Genomic DNA, 11,915 nt, shown 5'->3' on the forward strand with positions numbered 1-11,915 from the left:
GCATGAAAGATTTATATACCTACGTCCTTGCTTCATTCTCCCCAACAGATCAAGCCGACATTGAAGCAGATTTAATCCTGAATGATGAACCTATGAAATTCTTAAAAGTCACTGGCATGGACGGCGATATTTCAGACGTTATCGAGGCAAGAAAGCAGCTTTTAAGTGATGGAAATGCAAAGGATGTTTTGATTCTACATTTAGGCAGCCTTGCCACCTTGAATGATGCACTTTTTAAGGAGGTGGCAGCATGACTGAATATGTAAACCCTGAATTTCACAAAGCCTTTGACCACTACAAAGCAATGGTGAAGCAATACGGAGATGACCACCCCATCACCGAGCAGGCACTCATTTTAACAATGCACTACACGCCTGAGCATATCAAAGAGGAGATGCACCAAAAGGCTAAGGAATTAAACCTATTGCCACCGCCAAGCGGTTACACGGATGACGGCGAGCCTATGTACCGCCTAGAGGACATCGCAAAGCATTTTGGCATTAGCTTTGAAGAAGCAGAGCAGCATTTATTGCAGATGATGGATAACCGCCAAAAGGTCGGGTTATCGAATGATGGGGTTTTGATTAATCCCAACACCAATTTTAACCGTGTGCAGTAGGTAGCAGCATGAAAGAGCTATTTTTTGAAATGTTTAAAGGACTACTTTTAGGCATGTGCTTTGTTTTGTTTTGCTTTGTTATTGCAAGTCTAAGCCGTTCCGCTTATGCTGTAGACCTCTCGAAAATTCAAAGCGTCACCCCACAGCGTCATTGTGGTTTTATTGTGCCCAAGTTTTGCAAAGCCTCTCAAGCTGCGCAGAAAACAAGCGCAAGCGTTTCAGCTACGCCAACAAGGCTGCAATCCCTCTATGAGGGGATGACACAACAAAATAAGTCAGCAATGGCGAATATGTTGGGCGGTTACTTTGAAGCCGAGAGTGAATCCCCTCACCAGTTTTATATTGGTGAAACTTCTCAAAACTCAAAAATTCAAGGAGGCAATCATCATGCCTAAATCTATCTCAAATAAAACCGCTCAAAACTTTTTAGAAAATTCTCAAGTGATTATTGAATCACTGGAGGGCACATTGCTTCGCTTATATGTGAGCTATGACCAACACGACATATCAGATGCCAAAGCAAAGGCGATGCTTGAAGTATGCGAAACACTAGCAAATGCGGCTTTAGAAGATATTGAAAGTGCGAGCGCAAAAACAACCCTAGACATCTCAATGATTGTTAATCTTGCTACTGGCATCCTATACACGCTTGAAGAACTTGCGCATTTAAACCTAGCAAAAGGGCATACAGCAGCAGCTATATACGGACTAACCCTAGCTTGTAGCTCATTAGATAAATTATTAGAAGTTGCGGTGGATTATGTAATGAAAGGGGGTGAACATGACACTACACCATGACACCCCCGAGCTACTCAAGCCTTTGGATATTCTAGCGCATTGCACGGAGCTTATGCCAACAGATAAGGCATACATTGAGCATGAGCTTGTGCAGCGTTTTGGCAGTCCTGAACAGTCGATTCATGTTGATGACAGCATTGTCACCATTAACGGCGTTAGCTATGACAGTCCTATTATTTTGCCTATCTACAATGGACAAATGGAGCTTGTTCAATGTGCTGTGATGCAGGATAACAAGACAGTCGCAGTCATTCCCGATGGACTAGCCAAAGGCTTTGCAAGGTATGGTCATTTTGACCATGCCAAGCCAGTTATTGTGACCTACAACCTAGAGGCATTTTTTAAGATTGCTCAAACAGGTTACGCCGTTGCTTTGGTGCTACTCCCGACATTGTGCAACTCAACTCTACCAGTGTTAAAGCCGTTTGATTTTGAACAAATGCAATTTGTGATTAATCAATTAACACAGGCAGGCTATCAGCAGCTTTATATGCCAGTCCGACCTGAACACCTAGAAGCATTTAAACCACTGGAAGAAAACACCGCCGTCAGGTTATTGAATCAATATCAAGATGACCTAGCATGTGACCTTTCACAGTATGAAAGCGTGGAGGATGTGCAGGCGTTTTTAAATGATGCGATTGAGCTATTGCCACCACTGGAGGAAGCAGAAGCCGACCCACTGGACAATGACATTTTGCGATTGGCTAACCTTACAGAGTTGCAATATGAGCAGACACGTACAGCAGAAGCCGAGCAGCTAGGCATACGTGCAAGCGTCCTAGATAAACTTGTTAAAGCCAAACGAAAAGAGATAGCCGAAAACAAGCATCGGGATGATTTTTTTGAGCATGTGGAAGCGTGGCACACGTCTGTTAGCGGTCATGATTTACTGAATAGTATTGAGCAGATCGTGAATGACCATATTGCTTGTGAGCCTCAGACCCGAATAGCAGCAGCGTTATGGATTCTCTACACGTGGGCGATTGATGCCATGCAGATTGCACCAATCGCATGTATTACCGCACCTGAAAAACGATGCGGCAAAACTCAACTTTTAACGCTGATTGGCGAGCTTTGTTATAAGCCATTGCCTACCTCTAATATCTCATCACCTGCGATGTACCGAGCTATTGAGGAATGGAAACCCACATTGCTGATTGATGAAGCGGATACGTTCCTAAAAGAAAATGAGGACTTGCGAGGTGTGATTAATGCAGGTCACAGCCGAAAAAATGCGTTTGTTGTTCGTTGTGATGGGGATGATAACAAGCCTAAACGATTCAATGTCTACTGTGCTAAAGCGATTAGCGGTATTGGTCATCTACCTGAAACCATCAAAGACCGCTCAATTATTTTGGAGTTACGGAGAAAACTCCCTAGTGAACAAAAGCAGCGTTTACGACATGCAGATCAAGCCGAGTGGCACAACGTCAGACGTAAATGCCTACGTTGGGTAAATGATAATTTTGAAGCTATCAAGACCACACGCCCACAACTACCCGAGCAACTGCATGACCGAGCGCAGGACAACTGGGAAAGTCTTTTTATTATTGCTCAACTTGCTAGTGATGAATGGCTTGCAAAAGCAAATCATGCAGCGTTACAGATTGATGGGGCAGAGATTGCAAGCCTCAGCGTAAACGAGCAACTACTCACAGATATAAAGCAAATTTTTGGGCAGCATGGTCATAAAAATATGTTTAGCGGTGGATTGGTTGATGCGCTCAATGCAGACGAGGAAAACACTTGGGCAACTTGGAATAGAGGAAAGCCAATAACACAAAATCAGCTTGCAACTCGGTTGAAGTATTTTGGCATTAAATCCAAAAAAGTGCGTATCGGCACAGTTGTCAAAAGCGGGTATGAGTTAAGCCAATTTGATGATGCGTTTAAGCGTTACATCCCTGATGCAGGGATTCAAAACGTAACAACGTTACAACCCACGCTACACAAGGCTTACAGCGAAAATCAAAGCGTTACACAAAAGAATGATGTAACGTTTCAAAAACCGCTCAAACCCACGCCACACAAGGATTGTAACGATGTAACGTTTCAAAATGGGGTAACAGGGTGTGAACAGCATTGTAACGAGGTAACAACACCAAAAAAACAGGTAAAGGCTAAAGCATCACCGCCTAAAGAAGTGATAGACACAAAGACGCTTGATATGTTCGGGGGTGGCGTATGAACATGCAAAAAGCACTACACATAATTCAGTTGGCGAAGTCGTACCAGTGCAGATTATTTATCGCTCCCCCTAATCAGTTGAGATGGGAAAGCCCAATCATGCCACCTGATGAACTACTGGAGGAATTGAGAGCCAACAAACCCATTTTGATTGAGTACCTGAAACATACAAGCCGTGACCTATCAATGTTGGTTAAACGTGCGCTAGATGGCTACCATTGGCTGCTAGACCGCAAGCGCACCCATTTCCGCTATAACGGCGTACCTATCGTGACCGCACGTATAGCAGCAAGCGAATGGAGAGAAACAGTTAAGGGTGTGTTAAAGGTCAATGATGCTGAATTGCATATCATCGAAAGATTGCTCATTCAAAGCGAGCAGCTTGTATATTTTGACCATGCAAAAACATTGCTCACTACCCCCGACCAACTAGAGCAGGACTATATGCCCGATGACAACACAGGGGCAGCATTTAATGCTTGGCTATCTATGCCATGCGAATTTATACACAGTTGAGAATTGAACAATGCCAAACGTGAACAAAGCAATCGTAATGGGTGTATTAGGTCGTGACCCTGAAACTAAGAACTTTCCAAACGGCGGTAGCGTTACCAATTTTAGCGTGGCGACTACTGAACACTGGAAAGACAAGTCCACTGGAGAGCGCAAAGAGGCTACAGAATGGCACAGAATCAGCACCAACAACCGATTGGCAGAGATTGCTAGCAAGTACCTCAAGAAAGGCAGCAAGGTTTATATTGAGGGCAGCTTGAGAACAAGGAAGTGGAAAGACCAAAGCGGTGCAGATCGGGAGGTCACAGAGATAAAGGCGGATGTTCTGCAATTGCTATGATGCACTTCACTTTCCGACCAACTGCAAAGCAAGTGAGCAGTAAACTGTTTTATAATTGATGTAGAAAAATCGCTGTAGTTTTTAGTTTTGCCCATACTCCCCAGTATGGGTATTTTTTTGGCTGTAATTCAGTATTCAAGTATTACTTGATAACTGGGCATCTTAGACCGCATTAGATCGGCAAAGTCTAATTAGACAAAACCTAGACCTTGATTGCCAACCTAAATCATTAGTGAAATTTCATATTGAAAAACACTGTAAAATGACTGAAACACAGAGTACATAAGGCATTGAGCCTGATTTAATACTTGCGAATTGAGGTAAAGTTATTTATGCAAAAAACACACAGTCAGGTTGAGGATTGTTTGAGCTTAGACAGCCGCACTATGGCTCGATATAAAGTATTTAATGGTGGCGGTAGTGGTTCATGGGTGTGGCGAAAAGGCAGCAATCAAGAAGTATTTTCCTCTATCTCATATTTATATAGTAACAATGGCTTGATGCTGCAATATACATGCAGTGACCAACAGTACAGCTATACGGTGGATATTGTCACAACACCATGCAACTACGGTGGCAAGCGGTATTGGTTCAATTGCCCAAAGTGTTCTAAGCGAGTTGCAAAGCTATACCTACGCAATTCAATGTTTTTCTGTAGAACTTGCCACAAACTGAACTACAGCACACAGCAGAGTTGCAAGCTAGAAAGCACCCGAGTTGGTATGTATAAAATCAGGGATAAACTTAACTGGCAGTATGACACCGCATTCATGAAGTCGTGGCATAAGTTGAAGCCTAAAGGGATGCACCATTCAACCTATAACAGATTGGTGCAGAGGCATGACAAACTAGAACGAAAGTCAGAGCAATATTGCATTGCAAACTTTCATGCCTTTATGAATAGACATGGTTTAAAACCATCATGGGATTAAACAGGACTTGCACAGTGCTTCACCCTTACAGATACGATAGCAGCAGGCTTGCATCTCTTTTTATAGAGTGCAAGTGTTGATTGTTCTATCAATAAATTATTGTTTTCTAAGGTGAGCGCAAAATTGCGTTGGCTAACCAGTGGGGGGATGGTGAATAGCTGTACCATGATTCAAAAACCTAGACCGCAGCCAATCGCACGTATAAAAAAATTTCTGTTTTTGTTAAAAAGTTAACTTTTTGTTAACTGCTACGGCGTTCCAAATGTGAGGTTTTGAACTTAGGATTACTTAGGATTTACGCCGTTCTGAATCTCATGTTTTATCAGGTTTTCTCTTTTAAAGCAGTCCGAAAAAACTAACATTTACTAACAGTATGACAGCGCAATTTTGCATTTCGCAACAACTACGCGCGCGCACGCGAGGGAGCGAGTACCTCAAAGTCACTCACAAAGGATAAGATTCTAAATCTGAGCCACCAGTAAGGGGAGCAGCTTTAAATACTCTATTCCGCTTCAATTGAATGGTGGGAGCGAAAAAACACAGCAAACAATTGTTGAAGTGCTAGAGAATCAAGAAAACGCGCGCGCGCGCGAGGCAGACTGAAAACCTCAACTTACACCAATGCGTAAAATTGAAAATAATTAATCAATCAGAAAAATAATTTATTGCTCAAAATAGGGGGGTACAGAACTCATACGGAGGTTAAATGGGAGGTTAAATATTTTGACCTCATAAAATAATATAATTAAAACAGTATCTTATGCGTTTTATATATCGCTACCACATGGCGATCTACTGATTTAAATGCATTAAAAAAAATCCCGCTTTCGAGCGGGATTTTTTGTTTTAAAGCAAAAGTTATTTGATATAGCCTTTTTGAATGAGGGGCTTAAATAAGTAAAAGTGAAGGGTGAGTGCCCATTGCATGATTTTCTCTTTATAGAGATTCCAAAGCTTTAATCCAAAGAAGTTTAAGGCAAAAGCCAATAGAAAAGCGCCGAGCATATCTAAAGGAAAATGTACACCAAGATAGACACGTGACCATGCAACCAGCCAAGCCATGACCAAGAGAAAAATTCCCAGTTTACGCTGCGCAGAGAATAGATAAGAAAAGGCGATACTGCTAAAAATCAGCATATGGTCACTTGGAAAAGAGCCATTGGGTGCATGGTAAATGAGAGTGCGTCCGACCTCCATGACAAAAGGCCGTGGGTGATAATACACATGAGAAATACATTGGCTGATCAAAATGGCGATACTGGTAAAAATAAACGCCTTCAATATCTGTTTTTTAGTGTCATAGTTACCACGTAGCCAAAACCAAGCAAACAGTAAAATCATACAATAGAGCAGGTCATTGGCGATAAAAATGGCAAAATGAATACTGGTATTAGTGGCTTCAGGAGAAGCATTAATCCATGAAAAAAGCGATAAATTAAGTTCTGAAAGAGTCATGAAAGTGGATTGTGTTTATAAAGTACGGAAGAGAGTCATAATTTTGTCATATTGTTAAAATAAAAAAGACCACAAAAATGTAGTCTTTTTTAACAGTTCAATGTAGTTGAACTAATTAGCTTTCAGTTTTAGAAATCAAATGACGTTTGAAGGTAGAAGGTACGTGGTTGCCCTACATATTTTCCGCCTGTTGAGTCAGTAGAACGTGTGAAATATTGTTTATCAAACACGTTTTTAACGCCACCCGCGATTTTTAAACCGTGAAATTGCTCACCAAAGTCATATGCTGTACGCACGGCAAAAGTGGAATAACCTGGAATATCACCTAATTTTCCATCAGCCGATTCGTCAGTTTGATAGGTATCACCCGAACCTGGAGAATGCTGCTTAGATTGGGCAAACATATCTGCATTGACTCTCCATTGATTCACTTTATAGCCTAAACCAACATTTGCTGTGTGACGTGAGTAGAATGGAAGATCTTTGTCTTCAAAGTCGCCTGCTTCAGCCACAGCTTTGGTGAAGGTGTAGTTGCTATAGAGTTTTAAGCCCTCAAGCGCATCGGTTAAATAGGCAAAGTCATAAGCCAGACCAAGTTCTACACCTTTGTGGCTGGTTGCGCCTAAGTCTGTCCAAATGCCATTGTTCTGGGCATCGCGTTCTAAAATTAACTCTTTTTTGAAGTCTAAATAAAACGCGGTTAATTCTGCATTTAGACCATTGCCTAAATATTTCGTCCCAATTTCATAGTTATTGGACTTTTCAGGATGCAAGCCATCAGTTGTGCTTTGTGCAACACCACCTTCTAAACGTGCCAATTGGTTATATTGCTGTGGGCCGAATGAAACGCCCGCATTGGCAAAAATGTTCCAATTGTCTGTTGCTTTATACATGACCGATAGGCTGGGTAAAAACTCATGTGAATCAATTTTTGGAGAAACGGTATTAACTGCTACGCCTTGGTTATAGGCAGTAAAATTGTTATGCGTTTCAATTGATTCAAAACGTAGTCCCGGTGTGATGACCCAGTTACCTAAATCGAAGCGGTTATCTGCATAAATCGCATGTGCTTTAGTGCCACCTTCACTCGTGGTACGTGCTTTAATTTCGGTCACAGGTGCATTCAATGCATATGTCGATGAGCGACCTGAGAACTCAGAGCTATCTTCATCTAAATAACGATAGCCGATAGTGAATTCGCTATTTGAGTTGCCTAATTGGTATGCATGAGACCAGCGCGGTTCAATCGCAAAAACTTTGTAGTCGCGTGGAGAGATGTCCAAACGCGAAGTCGTTGCACTAACATCTGTCTCTAAGTCGCTCGTGCGAAATGAGTCAATATAATAGGTCAGCAATTCAAAGTTATTTTTTTCATCTTGATGTGTATAGCGGAATGACACATCTGAGCGGCGACCAGAGAAATAATTACGTGACTTATTTGACTGATAAGGGTTTTGTGCATATTTTTCGGCAGTTAAGCCTTCAGGCATTTCACCATAACCTTCATAGTGATGTAGGTTTAAGGCAATCGCATCAGCATCTGTAATTTGATAGGCCGTTTTTAACATGACATCATCAATGTCAGTTTTATTATTGGCTTCACGGTAGCCATCACCTTTTGTGCCAGAATACAGTAAAGCAAGGCCTAAACCATTATCGAAGGTTCCGCCTACAAATAGGTTCGGGCTGTATTTAACTTGATCTGTACCCGAAGCATATTCGGTCGTTAGGCTGACATTACCTGCAAACTCTTTAGGAATCGCGCGAGTTGCAAAGTTAATGATACCGCCCACGTTCTGCGGCCCAAAACGTACAGAGCCTGCACCACGAACCACATCTACAGATTCAATATTGCCTAATGATACTGGTGCTAGAGAAAGCTGAGGCTGTCCATAAGGCGCAAATGATAGCGGGACACCATCAAGCAGTACTGTAGAACGAGGAGATAAACGAGAGGCTAAACCACGGACCCCAATATTGAGTGAAACATCACTGCCACCAGTACCATTATTTTCTTGGACTTGAACACCAGGCACTTGCTTCAGGGCATCTTTAATTGAAGTCGCAGCAACCTCATCTAAGCGATTGCGAGTAATAATCGTACGAGCGCCTGCATGCTTTTGCACTTTCTCTGCATTGGCATCTTCTAACCAGTTGCCTTGTGCTTCAAGTTTGATGGTCGGAAGCACATTGTTGCTCGTTGCTTCAGTGAGTTCTTCTGCTTGTGCATAGGTCAAGCAGCTCATAGAAAGCCCAATCGCAATGCTGAGTTGTTTGGCTTTGAATAATCTGCGATCCTGCAGATGAAGACGTGATGAAATCATTCTTTTGTGCGCAATCCATAATAAAGAGCGCGGCTATCATATGCTGAACTTTGTTGAAATTAAATAATAATCATTATCACTTATTGCAATTAAAACACTAAAATTAATAGGCGAATTAAAGTTTTATTGATGGATACACAATAAAAAAGCCACGTTTAACATGGCTTTTGAGATGAATTTGAATGAAATCTATTATTTAAGTTGAACAGTACCATTTGCATTCACAGTGATTTTAGATTCACCGCCTGCAACATCTTGCATTGGCGCATCAGCTGCTGCAAATTTTGCACTTTCTGCACGCATCATGACTGGGCGAGGGTAGTAGTTGCTGGTATTAATGTTTAAGTTAACCAAGTTATAACCTGACTTACTCCATGCTTGTGCTAATGATTGCGCACGCTGTTGAAAGTTTTTCGATGCTTCAACAATCAGCTCATTTTCCACTTTCTTACGTTGTGTGTCGGACACACTGAAGCCGATTGACTGTGTTTGGAAGTTTTGCTGTAGCTCACCAATCAATTGGCTCGCCGCTTTAAAATCGGTACTTTCTAAATTAATTTCAGCACGACCACGCCATTCTTTTAACTTTTGGTTGTCATCGTTGTAAATTGGGTAGGTGGTTTGAGAACCTGTTTCGACTTTTACGCTTGGATATTTACGAGCTAAAGCTGTGGCTTGATTCATCAGCTGCGTAATTTGTGTAGCGAGCTCGGCAGGTTGTTTGTTACTACGTTCAACGTAAAGCGTTGCATTCATTAAATCGTTGGATACTTGGCGTGTTGCCTCGGCCTGAACATTGACAATATTGTAGTTTAATTGGTTCTCAGACTGAGCAAAAACTGCTGAGCTAAATAAAGCACTAAGCGCGATTGCTGGGATGAAGAATTGACGCATTTTTATTCCTTTTTTATTTAGGAGGAGTTTTGCAACATTTGTAAAAAGCTTAAAGCCAATTTGTGGTGAATTTGCGAAAATATTGTGGTTCGATTGTAAAAAAAAGGTATAAAATATTTTTCAGAAAAACCTAGATAAATCTATTTATTTCAAAAACTTATTTTTCAACCAAGGTGAGTATTTTGAATTTTTGTGGCGAAGTTGAAAAATAAATAAATTCATCGGCTTTTCTTTACGTTGTCACACTATAAGAGGATAATTTAAGCTATGGTTTGGCATGATATATTTTTTTAGTAAATTTCTGGCAGATAATGTGCAAAAGCTGTTTATTTTATTGAAAATTTCTGTATCATCCGCCTCCTAGTTATGAAGTATCCAAACTCTATCTGACTAGAATTTATAAAGCGCCGAGTCAAAGGACCAAAAGTCACCCGACTTATTTCTTTCAACCCATATCAGAGATGGTAATTCGATATGAGCGTTTCTTCTGTAAACCCTGCCACTAATACTACTAACGAATACTATTTGACTCGCCAAAGTCAGATGGAATCCAATGTTCGTAGCTATCCACGGAAATTACCGTTAGCGATAGCCAAAGCATTAGGCTGCTGGGTTACTGATGTTGAAGGTACAGAGTACCTCGATTGTTTAGCTGGGGCAGGAACATTGGCTTTGGGCCATAATCATCCTGCGGTAATTCAAAGTATTCAAGATACACTTGCAAGTGGCCTTCCTTTACATACTTTGGATTTAACGACACCTTTAAAAGATGCATTTACTGAAGCATTGCTTGAACAATTACCAGGCGGTAAGGAAGAGTATTGTTTACAGTTCTGTGGTCCATCTGGTGCAGATGGCACGGAAGCAGCAATTAAATTAGCGAAGACGTATACCGGTCGTAGCACAGTGATTAGTTTCTCTGGTGGCTACCATGGTATGACGCACGGCGCTCTTGCAATGACAGGTAATCTGTCTGCGAAAAATGCTGTAAATGGTTTAATGCCAGGCGTTCAATTTATGCCGTATCCGCATGAATACCGTTGCCCACTTGGTTTAGGTGGCGAAGCGGGTGTGGATGCTTTGACATATTTCTTTGAAAACTTCATTGAAGATGTTGAAAGTGGTGTAACCAAGCCAGCTGCTGTCATTCTTGAAGCAATTCAAGGTGAAGGCGGTGTGGTAACAGCGCCAACCAAATGGTTGAAAAAAATCCGCGAAGTGACTGAAAAACACAACATTGTGTTGATTCTTGACGAAGTTCAAGCAGGCTTTGCACGTTCAGGCAAAATGTTCGCATTTGAACATGCGGGTATTGAACCTGACGTAGTAGTAATGTCTAAAGCCGTTGGTGGTAGCTTACCACTTGCTGTATTGGGTATTAAACGTAAGTTTGATGCTTGGCAGCCAGCAGGTCACACGGGTACTTTCCGTGGTAACCAATTGGCAATGGGTACTGGTCTTGCAACGATCAAAACTATCAAAGAACAAAAGCTTGCGCAAAATGCACAAGAACGTGGTGATTTCTTACAAGCTGAATTTAAAAAGCTTGCTCAAGAGTTCCTATGTATCGGTAACGTGCGTGGTCGTGGTTTGATGATTGGTGTTGAAATTGTTGATGAGCGTAAACCAGCGGATCATATGGGGTCTTTACCTGCAGATGGTCAACTGGCAGCAGCGATTCAAGCGGCATGCTTTAACAACAAGTTATTGTTAGAAAAAGGCGGTCGTAACGGTACAGTGATTCGTTTACTTTGCCCACTTATTATCACTCAAGCTGAATGTGAAGAAGTAATTGTTCGCTTTAAGAAAGCAATTGCTGAAGCACTTGTTGCAACTCGAGGCGCGTAATC

The 11,915-nt window shown here is 41.6% G+C and carries 10 protein-coding genes and 1 pseudogene; 8 read left to right on the top strand and 3 right to left on the bottom strand.

Going from position 1 to position 11,915, the window contains the following annotated elements:
- Positions 1-2 precede the first annotated feature (2 nt).
- From HYI04_RS05815 to ssb, 7 genes and pseudogenes are all read left to right on the top strand, one after another.
- On the top strand, positions 3-254 hold the full coding sequence (locus HYI04_RS05815; protein WP_178895997.1) for a hypothetical protein: 252 nt from the start codon (positions 3-5) through the stop codon (positions 252-254).
- The gene (locus tag HYI04_RS05820) at positions 251-619 is read left to right on the top strand and encodes a hypothetical protein (RefSeq protein ID WP_178895998.1); all 369 of its coding nucleotides are present in this window, start codon (positions 251-253) and stop codon (positions 617-619) included. Before HYI04_RS05815 ends, HYI04_RS05820 begins: the two co-directional genes overlap by 4 nt.
- Positions 620-627: 8 nt before the next feature.
- Entirely contained in the window at positions 628-1,014 is a 387-nt protein-coding gene (locus HYI04_RS05825; protein WP_256732930.1) for a hypothetical protein, read from the top strand.
- Positions 1,007-1,417, top strand: coding sequence for a hypothetical protein (locus tag HYI04_RS05830; RefSeq protein WP_178895999.1), 411 nt, complete (start codon positions 1,007-1,009; stop codon positions 1,415-1,417). Before HYI04_RS05825 ends, HYI04_RS05830 begins: the two co-directional genes overlap by 8 nt.
- Positions 1,401-3,608, top strand: a complete 2,208-nt coding sequence (locus HYI04_RS05835) for a DUF3631 domain-containing protein (protein ID WP_178896000.1) — start codon at positions 1,401-1,403, stop codon at positions 3,606-3,608. The genes HYI04_RS05830 and HYI04_RS05835 overlap by 17 nt, the downstream gene beginning before the upstream one ends.
- 98 nt (positions 3,609-3,706) lie before the next feature.
- Positions 3,707-4,123, top strand: a complete 417-nt coding sequence (locus tag HYI04_RS05840; protein ID WP_178896001.1) for a hypothetical protein — start codon at positions 3,707-3,709, stop codon at positions 4,121-4,123.
- A 10-nt stretch (positions 4,124-4,133) separates the two neighbouring features.
- A pseudogene (gene ssb / locus HYI04_RS05845) lies at positions 4,134-4,457 on the top strand (single-stranded DNA-binding protein); the annotation flags it as partial.
- A gap of 1,793 nt (positions 4,458-6,250) precedes the next feature.
- On the opposite strand, the gene HYI04_RS05850 reads toward ssb, so the two are convergent.
- The 3 genes from HYI04_RS05850 to HYI04_RS05860 form a co-directional block, all read right to left on the bottom strand.
- On the bottom strand, positions 6,251-6,847 hold the full coding sequence (locus tag HYI04_RS05850) for a phosphatase PAP2 family protein (RefSeq protein WP_010326458.1): 597 nt from the start codon (positions 6,845-6,847) through the stop codon (positions 6,251-6,253).
- Between the two features lie 128 nt (positions 6,848-6,975).
- Positions 6,976-9,171, bottom strand: a complete 2,196-nt coding sequence (locus HYI04_RS05855; RefSeq protein WP_178896003.1) for a TonB-dependent siderophore receptor — start codon at positions 9,169-9,171, stop codon at positions 6,976-6,978.
- A gap of 192 nt (positions 9,172-9,363) precedes the next feature.
- Positions 9,364-10,065 carry an SIMPL domain-containing protein gene (locus HYI04_RS05860; RefSeq protein ID WP_010326459.1) on the bottom strand — a complete coding sequence of 234 codons (702 nt, stop codon included), beginning with the start codon at positions 10,063-10,065 and terminating at the stop codon, positions 9,364-9,366.
- A 474-nt stretch (positions 10,066-10,539) separates the two neighbouring features.
- On the opposite strand from HYI04_RS05860, the gene HYI04_RS05865 reads away from it, so the two are divergent.
- Complete coding sequence (locus tag HYI04_RS05865) at positions 10,540-11,913, top strand: diaminobutyrate--2-oxoglutarate transaminase (protein ID WP_010326460.1); 1,374 nt, start codon at positions 10,540-10,542, stop codon at positions 11,911-11,913.
- Positions 11,914-11,915 lie beyond the last annotated feature (2 nt).

The organism is Acinetobacter sp. SwsAc2 (genome assembly GCF_013391465.1).
GTDB classification, from domain to species: domain Bacteria; phylum Pseudomonadota; class Gammaproteobacteria; order Pseudomonadales; family Moraxellaceae; genus Acinetobacter; species Acinetobacter johnsonii.

Coding starts and splice junctions, on each gene's coding strand:
- HYI04_RS05815 (WP_178895997.1), top strand. CDS start 3: ATGAAAGATTTATATACCTACGTCCTTGCTTCATTCTCCCCAACAGAT.
- HYI04_RS05820 (WP_178895998.1), top strand. CDS start 251: ATGACTGAATATGTAAACCCTGAATTTCACAAAGCCTTTGACCACTAC.
- HYI04_RS05825 (WP_256732930.1), top strand. CDS start 628: ATGAAAGAGCTATTTTTTGAAATGTTTAAAGGACTACTTTTAGGCATG.
- HYI04_RS05830 (WP_178895999.1), top strand. CDS start 1,007: ATGCCTAAATCTATCTCAAATAAAACCGCTCAAAACTTTTTAGAAAAT.
- HYI04_RS05835 (WP_178896000.1), top strand. CDS start 1,401: ATGACACTACACCATGACACCCCCGAGCTACTCAAGCCTTTGGATATT.
- HYI04_RS05840 (WP_178896001.1), top strand. CDS start 3,707: ATGCCACCTGATGAACTACTGGAGGAATTGAGAGCCAACAAACCCATT.
- HYI04_RS05850 (WP_010326458.1), bottom strand. CDS start 6,847: ATGACTCTTTCAGAACTTAATTTATCGCTTTTTTCATGGATTAATGCT.
- HYI04_RS05855 (WP_178896003.1), bottom strand. CDS start 9,171: ATGATTTCATCACGTCTTCATCTGCAGGATCGCAGATTATTCAAAGCC.
- HYI04_RS05860 (WP_010326459.1), bottom strand. CDS start 10,065: ATGCGTCAATTCTTCATCCCAGCAATCGCGCTTAGTGCTTTATTTAGC.
- HYI04_RS05865 (WP_010326460.1), top strand. CDS start 10,540: ATGAGCGTTTCTTCTGTAAACCCTGCCACTAATACTACTAACGAATAC.